Source organism: Desulfoconvexum algidum (assembly GCF_055382125.1).
In genome coordinates, this window is record NZ_AP042394.1 from 4,615,432 (window position 1) to 4,631,059 (window position 15,628).

Below are 15,628 nucleotides of genomic sequence, written 5' to 3' on the forward strand. Positions count from 1 at the left end.
ATTTAAATTCTCCTTTTTGCGAAAAAATCTTGTTTGAATTCCAAAAACCGATCCTCTTGTATGGCATCTCGCATTTTAGCCATGAGGTCAAGGTAATAATAAAGATTATGAATGGTATTCAACCGGTAGGCCAAAAGCTCACGGGATTTGTAAAGATGTCGAAGATAAGCCCTTGAATAATTTTGACAGGTGTAGCATTGACAGGTCTCATCTATGGGCGCCTTGTCCATCTTAAATTTTGCGTTGTAAATATTAAGGGTCCCCCTTGATGTAAACAACTGGCCGTTTCTGGCGTTGCGGGAGGGCATGACGCAATCAAACATGTCACAGCCCATATCCACCAGCGTCACCAGATTTTCAGGGGTGCCCACCCCCATGATATACCGGGGTTTATTTTCAGGCAAAAGCGGCAGGGTATGGTCTGCCATCTCATACATCAGCTCGGTGGGTTCCCCCACAGAAAGGCCGCCAATGGCAAATCCGGGAAAATCGATCCCGGTAATCTGCTCGGCGGACAGGGACCGCAAGTTCTTGAACATCCCTCCCTGGACAATGCCGAAAAGATTGTTCTTTCCCCCCTTTGACTGCCAGAAATCATAGCCTCTTTGGGCCCAGTTGGTGGTTTTGACCAGGGCTTCCATGGCCTGACGTTCGGTGACCGGATGTCCCATGCACCAGTCCAGGGACATCATGATATCAGATCCCAGGATCATCTGGTTCTCTACAGCTTTCTGAGGAGAGAAAAAATGGCGGGACCCATCAATATGGGACTGAAATTTTACCCCCTCATCACTAAACTTGGCCAGCTTGGCCAAAGAAAAAAACTGAAACCCACCGGAATCGGTGAGCATGGGTTTCTTCCAGCCGGTAAATTTGTGAAGCCCCCCCATGTGTTCGATAACATCCGGCCCCGGCCTTAAATACAAATGATAATTATTACCCAAAATAATCTGGGCGCCGCAATGGTCAAGGTCTTCCTTGGAAATACCCTTGACAGACCCCTGGGTGCCCACGGGCATGAATATCGGGGTCTGTATGGCCCCATGGTCTGTAATCAATTCTCCCAGACGGGCCCGGCTGCTGTCAGCCCCATTGGTTTGTCTTGATGTTTTTATTAACCTAAAATCTAACATAAATTCCTTATTTTATTCGATGAACCTGCTTTTATTCTATGAACATAGCATCGCCATAACTAAAAAATCGATAATCCGCTCCAATTGCGGTTTCATAGGCCTGTATCATTTTTTCCCTGGTATAAAAGGCCGATACCAGCATGAGCAAGGTGGACTTTGGCAGATGGAAATTGGTGACCATGGCATCCACGCATTTAAAGGTATACCCCGGATAAATAAACAAATCACAGCTTCCCATGCCAGGGGTCACCTCCCCCTTGTCATCGGCAAGGTATTCCAGAGTCCGAACCGAGGTGGTGCCCACGGCAATCACCCTTCTTCCCTCTTGCTTGGCCTGGTTAATTTTTTGAGCAGTTTCAGGGGAAAGTGCATAATATTCAGAATGGATCTGATGTTCCCGGATATCGTCCACCCGGACCGGAACAAAGGTACCATACCCCACATGGAGGGTAACATTGGCAATCTCAACCCCACGGGTTTCAAGGTCCGCCATAAGCGATCGGGTAAAATGCAGCCCTGCCGTAGGGGCTGCCACCGCCCCTTCCTTTGCGGCATAGACCGTCTGGTAGGTTTTTGCATCCGTTTGGGACACCTCCCCATTTCCATCATTCCTTTTTATATAAGGCGGCAGAGGAATCTGCCCGGACCTTTTCAGATCATCGATAAAATCCTTACCCCCGAAAAACTTGATTTGGGAAATATATTGCCGGACGCTTATCACCTCGGCTATAATCTTATCCCCCAAATGGAGAATTGTGCCGGGCTTTGGATTTTTTGAGGCCTTTACCAGGCAATCACATTGGAAAAAACCAGTTTCCTCCAAAGCTTTCACACCGCCTGCATAGTCAATGATCAGCACTTCCACACGCCCCCCGGTCTCTTTTTTCCCCACAAGCCTTGCCGGAATCACCCGGGTATCGTTCACCACCAGCAGATCGCCTGGGCAAAGGAGTGTGGCAAGGTCAAAAAATTGATGGTGGGAAACCGCTTCCTTTTTACGGTGAACATGCAATAATCTGGAAGCGCTTCTTTCCTGGCAGGGAACCTGGGCAATCAGCTCCTGGGGCAACTCATAATCATAGTCGGACAATTGATACATTAATGGGCCCCCATGGTAAGGTAAACAAGACCTAAGCCTGCCAGCATCAGGAAAAACCCAAACCGCCGAAGATGCGCATCATCAAGGGTGAGGATCATTTGAACCGTTGCCTTCATTTTACCAGGAAAAGCAAAATAAGGCAGGCCTTCAACAATCATGACCATGCCGATAACACTCAAAAAAAATTTCATACAGACTATCCCCTGTTATTTCCTGCGGTTATAAAATCAATAAACCCTTCTTTTATAATTTTAGATCTGGTATTGCAATAAAAATTATATTGATTATTCAAAATATCAAGGTTATAAAGAAAGGCTATTGTTGGAAAACCAAATATAATACCAAAGGAACCTATATATTTATGGCATTTGAACCTGTCATCGGCCTTGAAGTCCATGCCCAATTAAAAACAAAGACAAAAATTTTTTGCAGTTGCTCCACTCAATTTGGACGCTCCCCCAATGCCAACACCTGCCCTGTTTGCACCGGCATGCCCGGGGTATTGCCGGTGCTCAACCGGCAGGCCGTCACCTTTGCCATCAAAGCCTCTCTTGCAACCGACTGCAAAGTTGCCCGGGAAAGCCGGTTTGACCGAAAAAATTACTTTTATCCGGACCTTCCAAAGGGATATCAGATAACCCAATTTGCCGCCCCCATTGCCCAGCACGGACACCTGGACATAGAAACCGAAGAAAGGGGCAAACGAACCATCGGCATCACCCGGATTCACATGGAAGAAGATGCCGGTAAACTCATACATGATCCCATTGGTGACAGGAGCATGGTGGATCTGAACCGCACCGGCGTTCCCCTCATTGAGATTGTCAGTGAGCCGGATATCCGCACGGCCAGGGAAGCCGGGGCCTACTTGAGAAAACTGCATGCCATCTTAAAATACATTGATGTGTGTGACGGCAACATGGAAGAGGGAAGTTTTCGATGCGATGCCAATATTTCCCTTCGGCCCGTGGGCCAGGAAGAATTTGGCACCCGGGCGGAACTGAAAAATCTCAATTCATTTAAAAATGTCGAAAAAGCCATCAACTACGAAATCTTGCGCCAGACCTATGTGTTGGAAGAAGGAAACAGCGTTGTCCAGGAAACCCGCCTCTGGGACCCCAGCAAAAACAAAACCACTTCCATGCGGGGCAAGGAAGAAGCCCACGATTATCGATACTTCCCCGATCCGGATCTAGTTCCCCTGATTGTGGATGAGGTTTGGATCAAATCCGTGGCCGATCAGATGCCCGAACTGCCCGAACAAAAGCAGGCCCGTTTTGTTGACCAATTTCACCTGTCCGCCTATGACGCACAGGTGCTGACCGCCACCATTGATCTGGCCAATTATTTTGAAGAGACCATCCAGGGACTCACCGACATCAAGCAGGCGGCCAACTGGACCATGACCACCCTTTTGGCCATGCTCAATGCAAAGGGACTCAATATTACCCAGTCAAAGGTTTCAGCTGCGGCTTTTTCCAGCCTTTTGAAACTCCTTGAACAAGGGAGTATCAATGCCAATGCCGCCAAAACCGTTTTTGAAGAAATGGCAGCGTCCGGCAAGGATCCCAAAGAAATTGTAGAAAAGAATGGCCTGGAACAGATGTCTGACCAGACAGAACTTGAAAAAATAGTGGAAGCCATTATCATCGACAACCCAAAAGAAGCCGCTGCCTATCGCGACGGAAAAACCAAACTCTTCAGTTTTTTCATGGGACAGGTGATGAAACAAACCCGGGGCAAGGCAGATCCGAAAATTGTCACCCCCCTTATTAAGTCCAAATTGGACAAAGACCAATTGGCCAGATCCTAATTGATTAATTCCTAACCCGAAGGAAACCCTATTTTGAAAGCAACCACCCACCATCGTTTTTTCTGGACTGCGATCCTCTTTGTCCTGTCATTGACCGCCACACTACAAACGGCAGGGGCAAATGAAATCAAGACCATGGCCATACTCCCTTTTACTGTGAATGCAGCCGAGGATCTCTCCCATGTTCAAAAGGGCATCTTTAACATGCTGTATTCCCGGCTCTCCTGGCAGGACCATGTGACAGTCATCCCGAAAACTCAAATCCAAACCGATCTGTCAAACCTTAAAACCAGTACCGGCCAACAGCTTACAGGCAATCAACTGGTGACTAAAATAGGCGCAACCACCAACAGCGATTATGTCCTGACGGGCAGTGTCACAAAACTTGCCGGGTCCTTCAGCATTGATGCCCAGGTTTACGACATCCGAAACAAACGGTTCATGTCATTTTTTGAACAATCCAAGGTCAATGACGACCTCATTGACAAGGTGGACAGGATCGCTGCTACCATCAACAAAGAGGCCTTTAACCGCTCCACGGTTACCTATGAACAAATGGAACAGGAGAAACAGGCCAATATCAACAAGTTAAAACGGCAAAATCCCGAACACCTCATGAAGGTTCCGGCGGTTCAGCAGGATAAAGGTCCCGGCTGGAAGGTCTGGAAATACATCTTCTAAGCGTTTCACCCCCTTGCTGTGCATCCGGGCAAGGCACCTGGTGCACAGCAGCAGATATTCACATTCCAGCAGACAACCTATTCTCCCGTTTCAAACAGGGCCAACGCAAGTAAATATTATAAGGTCCCTATGGCGTTGGTACCGGGCACTGGTCACCCGAACATGACTTCCTCCAGATATTTCGGGTCCAAAGCTGCATTCAATTTTTCCTGACTGCACTCTCCTTTAATTTCACGGGTACTTTCCACCATACCGATGCATTTCAATCCAGACCAATTGTCTTTATCCTCAAGCCATTCGATATCGGAAGTCATTACACATTTGCGTGTCTCAATCCGGCCATGACCTCCATCTACTGTTGTATGCTAATCGTATGTATAGCCTTCTTTTTTCATAGTTCCATTTTGTCGAAAAACAATATGGCCTCATTGTAAAGCGTCTTATGATTTTCTTTCAAGGCAAGGATATAGTCTCCATCCTTATCTGTTATTTTTTTGGCGATCTTTTTTTGTGTACCCATGGCATCTATCATTATGATACACCCTGAAATATCGAGCAGTTTTAATAAATTGGGAATTGCTGTGATCTCATTTGATTTTTCCTCAGTCTTCAATTGTCCAAGAACCACTTGATTGATGATGCCCATGCACTGATCATGTGAATGGCTTTTTTATCATTTGATTTGTCATGGGAACGTCTCAAAGTTTTACCATCTATGGCAATGACCTGACCTTTGGTCTGTTATGTTACAGATTCAATCCAGCGCATGAAACTATTTTGGAATTCATTGGGATTCATTTTTTCAAAAAAAGAATCAATTGGTTTTTCAGTCATTGGCAACTCCTTGGTATTGTTACCAATACTTATAATAAAAATGACAGAAAGTCTATTCGGACATATTTGTTTTAATATCAGGGACTTACAACTAATTAATTCATTCAATTAAACTTTCGATTACCAAGGATTATAATTGTGCTGTGGTCACTAGTTCAGGACAGTTTGCCTTGAATGAGCATTTTTGGGCTTGTTGGTACAGGGTCTGCTGGGCGGAACGTTAAGTGGTGGGAATTGTTTGAGGGAACCGAGTTTTTCCACCACAAGTGTAGCCCGGCATAGAGCCTGTCAACATTTCCATTCCGCGAAGGAAAGGTGAATTGTCCTGAACGGGTATGAAATATTTATAAAAAAGTTACATGCGATTGCCCTGCCGTTTCAAGGAGGTCATTGAGTGATGGACACAAAAAAATAGCGGGGAAGGGGGCAGGCTGGATTGAGCCAGGCAAAGATACGAGGACTTCTGATATCAAATGGTTTGGAGATAAAGAAAAAAGGCCCGGCAATCATCAGATCACCAGGCCTTTTCTTATCCATTCAGGTGGTATGGGGTTAAGCGCGAAGTTTTATTACATTAGAAATTGATCTGCCATTTGATCCCGAAATAGGTTGCATCCGGCTGATCCGCTTGTTTAAAATCCGCCCGACCAATTTCAGGTGTGAGGAAAACCCCGGGAGCCAGAAAAATGGTGGACTGAAGGTAGTAGGTTACTGCATCGTCTTTTTCAGAACCCGTCATGTCAAGTTCAGTTTTTACATAGCCATAACCCGCTTCCAGGTAAAGGCCTTTCCGGATCTCATAACCCACAACCAGGAGGGCTGCCAGGGCATCATTATCCGTTATAGTATCTGCAGCGGTATCATATTGTGCATAGCCCCAACCAGCACCGTCAAAGGTGCCTGAAGCGGCATTGCCTGTTGTTGAAAAAAGGGCCCCGCTAACCAGGATATCCGCCATATTACCCACATTCTGGCCTCCCCAGACATTCCCCTTTACATAAATACCGCCAAAATTCAAGCGTCCGCCCAAGGCCAGAATATAGGAATCCACACTGGTGTCCTTGGCTGCGCTTACAACGTCAAAGGTCTGGTAACCGGCTGCCATTGCAATATGGCCATTGCTGAAATCATATTTATACTTGGCCTGGATAGAGGGAAACGTGACTTCTGTCTCCGGGGCATCAAAATAAGGTATAGAATAACCAGTAGCAGTATCTAACAGTTTCACGGCAACCCGGTCTTTGTTTTCAACCGCAGCAATCTGAAAACCACCGAATTTCAAGCGAATCATTGGCTTCCGGCTGCCGTAGAGCATACCAAAGGTGGACATGTTGTGGTCGCCCTTGTTAAAGGCATTAATGCTGTAGGTCTGGTTGGAATAGGGCATAATCAGGGGGGTATAATTCTGGCCAATCCCCAGCTTACCAGCTCCGAAAGTCCACTCACCCCAGAGGATACGAATATTGGCAGTACTGCCCAGTGCACCAAACTCAAAGTGGCCGTATAAGTCATCACCAACGTTTACCTTGGCACCGACACGTGCATTACCGTAAAGCTTTTGTTCGTAATTGTTTGTATTATTCCCCTTCGCCGCTCCAAAAACGGACAAAGGAATAGCAGTACCAAAATAAGTCGAAGTATCGGATAAAACACTTGACGGGGTGGAAAAGGGACTGTTATCAAAACTAGTGTAAGTAGTTTGCACACGGGCTGATCCGTAAAAATTCCAGTCAGCCGCAATTGCTGACCCTGTAAACAACACAAGCAAGGCAGCAACAACCATTAATTTTCTCATCTTTTTTCCTTTAATTGAGGGTTAAGAATCAATTTCCCACCTGAATTAAAAAACAGAGAGCTCCTTTTAAACCCCTGTTTTTTTTACGGGAGACCAAGCGTTTGTTCTATAAACGCTGTTTACAATTACACTTAATAAATTGATGTAACCCTTGTCAACCTCTTTTGCAACATTTTTTTACAAATTGAACACATTTTGCTACTTTTTCAAACCCACCAGATTTTAAGACCGGCATACCGGACAATATAAATGCCAATATAGGGGGAGACGTTATCCCAAATGGAGAGGACAGCCAAGAAAAATTAAGGCAATCTCTGTACTGATCTTTGTGATAGATGCCACAGGGATGAGATAGGAAGGATAGGGGGGATTGAATGTATCGGTGGGGATGGGCGCTTCACTATGGAGAGAGGGGGAGACAAAAAAAAACGGCCTGGTGATTGTCACCAGGCCGTTTCCTTCAGGCGTATGAATGAATTATGATCGAGCTAGATCATAATTAGAAATTGATCTGCCATTTGGCGCCGTAATAAGTGATTTCTTCCTGACCAGTTTGTTTGTAGTCGACCTGACCAACCTCAGGAATAATGAAAACACCGGGAGCCAAAGTGATGGGAGCCTGAACATACCAAGACTGAACATCGTCTTTGTCTCCCAATTCACCAGTGGTATCAAGTTCAGTTTTTGTATAACCGTAACCGGCCTCAAGGCCAAACATGTCATTGACGGTATACCCAAGTACAATTTCAAAACCAAAGGCATCATTATCAATATAGGATGTACCATTAAATACAGCAAGACCACTACCGCTATCACCATCATTCACGTCGATGGCTACCAGGTTTCCTGCATTCTGTCCACCGAAGATCTCACCACCCACTTTAAAACCAGCCATTGTAATACCAGCTCTGGCAGTAAGAACATAGGAAGTAACGCTATCAGTACCAGCATCAAATTTTGCATAACCTGCGCCTAATGCGAGGTTCCAGTTGTCCATGGACATTTTGTAAGCAGCCTGGATCTGGGGAATTTTGATCTCGTCACCGGTAATTGCGCCTGTTTCCTCGCTGTCTTCATCTAATTCAGAACTATACAAATCAGAGTTGGGAGCAACCAAAGCAATGTCAAAACCACCGAACATCAGTTTCAACTGTGCTTTACGACCTGGGTAGGGCTCGCCCCATCCGCCAAGTCCATTATCAGAGCCATAAACCTGGTTGGAAACAGGCAGGTACAGGGGAGTGTAATCCTGACCAACTCTAAAAGCACCGGAACCAAAGTTCCATGTTCCGTAGAGCAGACGGATATTGGCATTTCCACTTCCTGCGCCATATTCAAAACGACCGGTCAGTTCGTCGCTAACTTTAACGTTGGCGCCGATACGGGCATTGCCCTGAAGGCCCAGGCTGATATTAGCTGTATCAGCCATATCAAGATCTGAATAAAAAGTTGTAACACGGGCTGATCCGTAAAAATTCCAATCTGCCGCATAGGCAGTACCACTGATCATTGCAAGAGCTGCAACGATTACCATTAATTTTTTCATCTTTTCTCCTTTTTTATTTAAAACAAATATTCAACGCCTGAACGTAACCCTGGCATGAACGACCCTTTTAATCGGCCACACCAGAGATTAGTACACTGTTTAAAGCAGTTTCACTATCTTTGTCAATACTTTTTTTATATTTTCTGTGGAATTCAGGATTTCCCTGATCACGACATACCCTAAAGCCCCGAAAAAAAAAACACCTTTACTCCAGCTTATAGGAAATAATATTGGAGGCCTTATCACTTGAAAGTAATGCCAGCTTGGTCTTGGTAACAACGGACACGATGAGTTCATCCATCCCGTCGTTGTCAAGGTCTGCAATGGCAAAATCGCTTATCCAGCCTTGTACCGGCATGGTCTGGAATACCGGGGCCATGGCAATACCATTCCAGGCAAGGATTTCAAGATGACCGTTCTTGAATCGTTTATACCGGCCAAAGGAGCCGCCCCCAAGCTCGTTGTTCCTCACGACAATCAGCTCTTTCTTGCCATCGCCACCAATGTCGTGGAACATGATCCGGGGATGGAGATAAACCCGATCCCGGTAGGAGGCATCGCTATCCTGCTTGGGCATGAGCCAAACATGTCCCGTAAAGCCGTATTTTTCTGTACTGTCCCAATCGGCACTGCCGCTGTTGTTTGCCAGGACCAGCCGGCCGTGCTCATTGAGCATGACATATTCATCGGCATCCTCGGAGGTGACCCCTCCCCGGGCAAAGGACAGAACAGAAACATTTCGGGGGGTCCGGATTCGTCGTTCCTTTACATAGGAATCCCCTGTTGCCATCATGGTTTGAATCCTGCCGTTAAACGGGCTTCGCCCCATGTCCTGGCCCAGGAGAACCTGTGTACCCTCCGGGGTTTTTATCAGCCCGTAGTAGATGGATTCGCTGTCCCCTTTGGTAATATAATTACTGCCGTCGTATTCTACCACAAAGGATTGAAGCCCGTCCAGGTGGATGGTCAGACTGGTGACAAAAATCTCCGGATACCCGTTTTTATTAATGTCGGCCACCTCCAGGGAAACAATACGGTTGGTGCTTGCAAACTCAAGCTTTTGAGTTTCGACAAGGTGGTTTTCCACTAGTTTATAAAGGAAAAGGTTGCTGTCCGTGGCCGCCACCACCTGAACCTGGCCGTCATTGTTCAGGTCCCCGACAGCCATGGCCCCGAGAACCCCGTCAAATTTAAGATGGGTACTGAACCCCTTCGCGCCGCCCTGTTGCATGGCCATAAGCCCGCCGCCGGTAACGGCCCCGCCCCCGGCATGCTGCAAAGCACCCGGAGCTGCCGGCTCCTGGGGAACCGGCTGGGCATAAAGTTCATTGGAAATATTCCGGTTGAATATCTTCTGGTTGATGTCCCCGGCAAAGCTGTTGACCAGGGGAATCACATCCCCCATATTGTTGCTCTGCTCGAAAAAGGCGAGGGTGGGCTTCTTGGCGTTGATATCCACCATGCTGGCATCCAGACTTACACTTTCACCAAAATGGGTCAAGCTGCCAAAAAGAATATAATCCACCCCCATATCAGCACCGAGGAGTCTGGCCTTAGACTCGTTCAAGGCCCCTTTTGTGGCATCGGATTGGTTTGCCCGGGCCAATGCCTTGTTAACGGTTTCCCTGTCCAGCACATCGACTTTACCCGGATCTGCGAGCCGGGAGGACAGCATGGAAAACAGCCCGTTCTGCAAAAAACCCAGATCCTGGGGAGAATTCATGGTAAAGGGAAAAATTGCCACTCGTTTGGGTGGGGCGGCACAGACACCGATATTGACGGTCAACATCGTTAGGATGAACACAGCTGTCAGAAACAGCCCCCCTTTTTTTATCCGATTACTGGGTTTCAACATACTGCTCCTTAAAATAGTAGATCTTGATAATAGGTCTTAATCGTCACCACAGAAGAGACTGCCAAATCTTTGACATCCCTTTTTCTGCAATTGTTTTGTTATATCGTCCTGCACTCGTATCCGACGTGCAAACTTATAAAATTATGTGTAAATTCCCGGCATTATATACCCCATCCCCCCCCATCAAACAAGTCTTTTAAACAACCTTTTTAATTGAAGTTCATCAAAACTGATGATGGTGGGACGGCCATGGGGACAATGCAAGGGATTGTCGCATCTCTCCAGATCTTCCAAAAGACGCACCATTTCGGGGTGGCTCATCTGTTTATGGGCCCGCAGGGCAGAATGGCAGGCCATGGAGACAAGACAGGCATCTTGTATCTCATCTAAACGGCTGTCTTCTTGAAAGGTTTCAATGAGCTCAAGAACCAGGGGCCTTAACTCTTTTTCCCCTAAAAGAGAGGGAACCGCCTTTATCACAAAACAGGTCCCGCCAAAGGGCTCGATGCGAAGCCCCATACCGGACAAGGCGTCGAGAATAGCGGTCAGGCAATCGGCTTCCCCATGGGTTAATTCCAAAACTTCTGGCACTAAAAGATCCTGGCTCTGGACCCCCAGGGTGTAATGGCGTTTTTTTAAGACTTCATAGACCACCCGTTCATGGGCGGCATGCTGGTCAACCACCACCAGGGAATTTTCTTTTTGGGCAACAATATAGGTACCCAGAATTTGGCCCAAAACATGGAATGGGCTATGCGATTGATTAATTCTGCTCTTTTCATCCAGGCCCTCTTCGGACAATGATTCTATGGGCTGAAAAGATCCCGGCAGCTCTTGTTTTATCCCGGACATTGTTTTTTTTGCTTCGCCTAGGAAGGGGCGTCCCCAGGCAAGGGTTGATTGGGCCACCCTGTCTGCCGGCCTATTTTTTAATCCTTCATGGGCAAATTCATAGGGCCGTGCTATTTCAATTTTTTCATCGGAAATAGAAAAGTTTCTGTTTGGCCCTGGGTTTTGCGCCACGTTTTGATTCAGGGCGCTGCCATGGGCCAGAAGTTCACCCGATCCCGCACTCCTTGCATAGGAGATCAGATCTTTTTGGGCCTCAACCAGGGCGGTTTCAACGGCCCGCCCCACGGCCCGGTAAACCGGTTGGGGACTTAAAAATTTAATTTCTCGCTTGGTCGGGTGGACATTGACATCCACCTGGTCAAAGGGCAGCCCCACACACACAACGCCCATGGGAAAACGCCCCTTCATGATCCGCCCCTGGTATCCCCTGAAAACTGCTGCCACAAGCCCCCTGTCATAGACCAAGCGGTTGTTGACAAACAGATAGATCCGGCCCGAGGTGCTCCTTGTGACCAGGGGATTGGAACAGACCCCGGATACAGCGATATCCCCTTCACCCCCCTTTAAGGTATAAAGCTTGTGGGTCACGTCCTTGCCCAGCACCAGCAAAGACCGCTGGAACAGGTCCTGGCCATGGGGGAAATTTTTTACCAGTTTTTTATTGGCAAACAGCCTAAACCCGATATGGGGGTTGCCCAGGGCCAACCCTGCGACGGTATCGGCAATGTGGCCGGTTTCAGTGGCATCCCCCTTTAAAAATTTTCTCCGGGCCGGTGTATTGAAAAAAAGATGTTTCACCTCCACCAGGGTACCGACGGGTGCCCCCTCGTCTGACACCTTGACAAGCTTGCCCCCGGCGATTTCAATTTTTGTTCCGATATCGCAATCCGCTATTCTGGAAACAAGGGTAAACCTTGAAACCGATGCAATGGAGGGAAGGGCCTCTCCCCTGAAGCCAAAACTTGCAATGGCGAACAGATCTTCCTTGGTGAAAATCTTGCTGGTGGCATACCGCTCAATTGAGAGCATCGCCTCATCCCTTCCAAGACCCGATCCATCATCGGAAACCCGGATCAAGGATTTGCCCCCGCCTTGAATTTCCACGCTAATCCTTGTGGCCTTGGCATCAATGCAGTTTTCAACCAATTCTTTTACCACAGAAGATGGCCGCTGGACCACTTCCCCTGCGGCAATCTGGTTGGACAGGATTTCGGGCAGGATTCGAATTTTACTCATGGGTCCGTTTCGGCCTTTACAAACCGCAGCAAAAACTCAGAATCCTTTGGGCTTAAATCAAACTTAAATGCGGTTTTGTCCACAAGCATGGCCAAATTTATATCGGGATCCTTTTTTCTCGCCTGGGAAATCCATTGGATCGCTTTTTTCAATGCCTCTCCCTGGGGCTGGATAGTGGTCATCTATACCTCCTTTATTAATTAAAGGGTGGGAAACCCGGGTTTCAAATCAAGGGCGCGCTCAAATCCAAAGCCGGCCCTTAAAAGGGAAATCTCATCAAAATGCTTTGCCATCATCTGTATCCCCATGGGAAGTCCCTTGGAAGAAAATCCCCCGGGAACAGAAATTCCGGGAACCCCTGCCATGTTGGCAGACAGGGTAAAGATATCGCTCAGATACATGGTCAAAGGGTCCCCTGTATTTTCACCTATTTTAAAGGCAGGAGTTGGCGCCACAGGGGAAAGGATGAGATCGCATTTTTCAAAGGCATTTGAGAAATCTTCCATGATCAGGGTTCTCACCTGGGATGCCCGGCCGTAATAGGCATCATAATATCCGGCAGACAGGGCATAGGTGCCGATGATGATCCGGCGCTGGACCTCGGGGCCGAACCCTTTGGATTTGGTTTTTTTATACATCTCAATGAGATCCTGGCTTTCGTTGTCCCGGATTCCATACCGCACCCCGTCAAACCGGGCAAGATTTGAACTGGCTTCACAGGGGGCAATGATATAATAGGCTGCCACCACATAGGGGGTATGGGGCAGGGATATCTCAACAATTTTAACCCCTAAACGTTCAAGAATGGTTTTGGCCCGGTCAAACATGACCGACACCTCGGGATCAATCCCCTCCACCCCGAGATATTCCTTGGGAATTCCAGCCTTCATTCCCTTGAGGGAATTTTTTTCAAATTGATCCAGGGCCTGTGTAAAATCCGGGACCGCTTGCCTGGCGCTGGTGGAATCCTTTGGATCATTGCCGCAAATCAGGTTCATCATCAGGGCTGCATCGGTCACATCCCTTGTGATGGGACCGATCTGGTCCAAAGAAGAGGCATAGGAAACCAAACCGAACCGGGAAACCCTTCCATAGGTAGGCTTAAGCCCCACCACCGAGCAATGGGAAGCCGGTTGTCGTATGGATCCGCCGGTGTCTGTCCCCAACGCGGCGCAACAAAACTGGGCAGCAACGGCAGCGGCAGATCCGCCGCTGGATCCGCCGGGCACATGGTCCTGGTTCCAGGGGTTCCGGGTAATTTTGAAAGCCGAATTTTCCGTGGAAGACCCCATGGCAAATTCATCCAGGTTGGTCTTGCCGATGAGAACGGCATTTTCCTTTTTTAATTTCTCCACCACAGTGGCATCATATTGGGGGACAAAGTTGCCCAGTATTTTTGAACCACAGGTGGTTTTTACCCCACGGGTGCACAAAAGATCCTTCAAGGCAATGGGAATGCCGGTAAAAGGTGCCTGATTCCCTGCGGCAATCTGTTCATCGGCCAATCCGGCCTGGACCAGAGCCCCCTCCTTGTCCAGGGTGATAAAGGCTGCGATGCGATCCTCATGCAGGTCAACCCGGTCAAGAAAAGCCTGGGTCAGTTCAACAGAAGAAATTTTCCCCTGGGATAAAAGTTTTTGTGCCGTTGCAATGGTCAGTGTATGTAAATCCATTCAAATTGTTCCTTATAGATAAATGCAGGGGAGATAAATGCTAACCTTATTATACAACCCGGGGCACCGTGTAAAAATCTTGGTCCCGCTCCGGGGCATTGGCAAGGGTTACCTCGGGTCCAGGGGAGTCCCCAAGGACATCTTCCCTTAATACATTGTTTAAAAACGCAGCACCCGAGGCAGGGATCACCCCTTCCACATTTACATCCTTGAGCGTATCTATATAATCGAGAATATGACTGAGCTGACCGGACAGCGCTTCTTTTAGCGGATCATCAATCTTAAGCCTTGCAAGGTGGGCCATCTTTTCAATTTCATCCGTTGATATTTTCATCTGATATCTTCATCCTTATTCCTTCTTTATAATCATTGCCTCAATTTTGGCGTGTTTTAATTTTTGGGCATACAAACTTGCCGCCTTTCGGGTGGCAAAGAACCCCACCCTTACCCGGTACCAGGTAACCCCTTGTTTTTTTCCCAGGGTTCGGTAGGAGGCAAATCCTTTTTTTTCCAGAAGCGCCATCTGGGTGACCGCATCTGAAAATGATTTATAGGCCGCCACCTGAATGGTGTACCTGCCCTGTGCTGCCAACGCCCCTGCATCCGTTGCTGGCTTCTGTTTTTCTTTTTGGACCAAGATTTTGCCAAGGGATGCCTTGTCCTTGGCCGGGGGCTTATCCTTGGCCAGGGGCTTGGCAGGCACCTTGCCTTCAAACAGGGGCTTGTCGAAAGCTGCCTTGTTCAGAGTGGCGGCTTTCCGACTGGTTTTTACAGGAACCCTTTCAACTATCGGCACCTGGATCACCAAACGCCCGGTTTCCTTCTTGGGAACAATCTCATTGGGAGTGTTTTTTTTCCCCATCACTTCCTGGCGGGCAGGTTTATTAAGGGCATCATAGAACTGAAGATCCAATTTTTTTTCAGGCGCTGTCTTTTCATAGGACTGAACAATGGTTTCCAGGCGGGTGTGAAAACTTTTTGTATCAAATGTCACAGGAGCGTTTCCCCTGCCGACCAGAATGCCCAGAAAGAACATCCATCCCCCGACAAATACATAGACAAAATACCTTAAAATCCCCCTTAAAGACGCCCCCTTAAAAACCGACATCTG

16 protein-coding genes are annotated in these 15,628 nt (G+C 47.6%); 2 read left to right on the top strand and 14 right to left on the bottom strand.

Annotated features, from left to right (window positions below):
* Positions 1 to 2: 2 nt before the first annotated feature.
* The 3 genes from tgt to ACZ45G_RS20990 are packed head-to-tail and all read right to left on the bottom strand — an operon-like array spanning position 3 to position 2,423.
* Positions 3 to 1,133 carry a tRNA guanosine(34) transglycosylase Tgt gene (gene tgt / locus ACZ45G_RS20980; RefSeq protein WP_464172455.1) on the bottom strand — a complete coding sequence of 377 codons (1,131 nt, stop codon included), beginning with the start codon at positions 1,131 to 1,133 and terminating at the stop codon, positions 3 to 5.
* A 31-nt stretch (positions 1,134 to 1,164) separates the two neighbouring features.
* Positions 1,165 to 2,232, bottom strand: a complete 1,068-nt coding sequence (queA, locus tag ACZ45G_RS20985) for a tRNA preQ1(34) S-adenosylmethionine ribosyltransferase-isomerase QueA (RefSeq protein ID WP_464172456.1) — start codon at positions 2,230 to 2,232, stop codon at positions 1,165 to 1,167.
* The gene (locus tag ACZ45G_RS20990) at positions 2,232 to 2,423 is read right to left on the bottom strand and encodes a DUF2065 domain-containing protein (RefSeq protein ID WP_464172457.1); all 192 of its coding nucleotides are present in this window, start codon (positions 2,421 to 2,423) and stop codon (positions 2,232 to 2,234) included. The genes queA and ACZ45G_RS20990 overlap by 1 nt, the downstream gene beginning before the upstream one ends.
* 170 nt (positions 2,424 to 2,593) lie before the next feature.
* Between ACZ45G_RS20990 and gatB the strand changes: the two genes are divergently transcribed.
* Complete coding sequence (gene gatB / locus ACZ45G_RS20995) at positions 2,594 to 4,045, top strand: Asp-tRNA(Asn)/Glu-tRNA(Gln) amidotransferase subunit GatB (RefSeq protein WP_464172458.1); 1,452 nt, start codon at positions 2,594 to 2,596, stop codon at positions 4,043 to 4,045.
* A gap of 33 nt (positions 4,046 to 4,078) precedes the next feature.
* Positions 4,079 to 4,726, top strand: coding sequence for a hypothetical protein (locus ACZ45G_RS21000; protein WP_464172459.1), 648 nt, complete (start codon positions 4,079 to 4,081; stop codon positions 4,724 to 4,726).
* A gap of 152 nt (positions 4,727 to 4,878) precedes the next feature.
* Here ACZ45G_RS21000 and ACZ45G_RS21005 read toward each other — a convergent pair whose 3' ends face one another.
* From ACZ45G_RS21005 to ACZ45G_RS21055, 11 genes are all read right to left on the bottom strand, one after another.
* The gene (locus ACZ45G_RS21005; protein WP_464172460.1) at positions 4,879 to 5,040 is read right to left on the bottom strand and encodes a hypothetical protein; all 162 of its coding nucleotides are present in this window, start codon (positions 5,038 to 5,040) and stop codon (positions 4,879 to 4,881) included.
* Between the two features lie 77 nt (positions 5,041 to 5,117).
* Complete coding sequence (locus tag ACZ45G_RS21010; RefSeq protein ID WP_464172461.1) at positions 5,118 to 5,372, bottom strand: ISAs1 family transposase; 255 nt, start codon at positions 5,370 to 5,372, stop codon at positions 5,118 to 5,120.
* Positions 5,373 to 6,134: 762 nt separating this feature from the next.
* A complete protein-coding gene (locus tag ACZ45G_RS21015) occupies positions 6,135 to 7,355 on the bottom strand; it encodes a hypothetical protein (protein ID WP_464172462.1) in 1,221 nt (406 codons plus the stop codon).
* 270 nt (positions 7,356 to 7,625) lie between these two features.
* The gene (locus tag ACZ45G_RS21020; RefSeq protein ID WP_464172463.1) at positions 7,626 to 7,802 is read right to left on the bottom strand and encodes a hypothetical protein; all 177 of its coding nucleotides are present in this window, start codon (positions 7,800 to 7,802) and stop codon (positions 7,626 to 7,628) included.
* Positions 7,803 to 7,854: 52 nt separating this feature from the next.
* The gene (locus ACZ45G_RS21025) at positions 7,855 to 8,901 is read right to left on the bottom strand and encodes a hypothetical protein (protein WP_464172464.1); all 1,047 of its coding nucleotides are present in this window, start codon (positions 8,899 to 8,901) and stop codon (positions 7,855 to 7,857) included.
* A gap of 205 nt (positions 8,902 to 9,106) precedes the next feature.
* Complete coding sequence (locus tag ACZ45G_RS21030; RefSeq protein ID WP_464172465.1) at positions 9,107 to 10,756, bottom strand: FG-GAP-like repeat-containing protein; 1,650 nt, start codon at positions 10,754 to 10,756, stop codon at positions 9,107 to 9,109.
* Between the two features lie 183 nt (positions 10,757 to 10,939).
* A complete protein-coding gene (gene mutL / locus ACZ45G_RS21035) occupies positions 10,940 to 12,844 on the bottom strand; it encodes a DNA mismatch repair endonuclease MutL (protein ID WP_464172466.1) in 1,905 nt (634 codons plus the stop codon).
* On the bottom strand, positions 12,841 to 13,026 hold the full coding sequence (locus ACZ45G_RS21040) for a hypothetical protein (RefSeq protein WP_464172467.1): 186 nt from the start codon (positions 13,024 to 13,026) through the stop codon (positions 12,841 to 12,843). The genes mutL and ACZ45G_RS21040 overlap by 4 nt, the downstream gene beginning before the upstream one ends.
* A gap of 18 nt (positions 13,027 to 13,044) precedes the next feature.
* Entirely contained in the window at positions 13,045 to 14,517 is a 1,473-nt protein-coding gene (gene gatA, locus ACZ45G_RS21045; protein WP_464172468.1) for an Asp-tRNA(Asn)/Glu-tRNA(Gln) amidotransferase subunit GatA, read from the bottom strand.
* A gap of 49 nt (positions 14,518 to 14,566) precedes the next feature.
* Positions 14,567 to 14,851, bottom strand: coding sequence for an Asp-tRNA(Asn)/Glu-tRNA(Gln) amidotransferase subunit GatC (gene gatC, locus ACZ45G_RS21050; RefSeq protein ID WP_464172469.1), 285 nt, complete (start codon positions 14,849 to 14,851; stop codon positions 14,567 to 14,569).
* Between the two features lie 15 nt (positions 14,852 to 14,866).
* The gene (locus tag ACZ45G_RS21055; protein ID WP_464172470.1) at positions 14,867 to 15,625 is read right to left on the bottom strand and encodes an SPOR domain-containing protein; all 759 of its coding nucleotides are present in this window, start codon (positions 15,623 to 15,625) and stop codon (positions 14,867 to 14,869) included.
* Positions 15,626 to 15,628 lie beyond the last annotated feature (3 nt).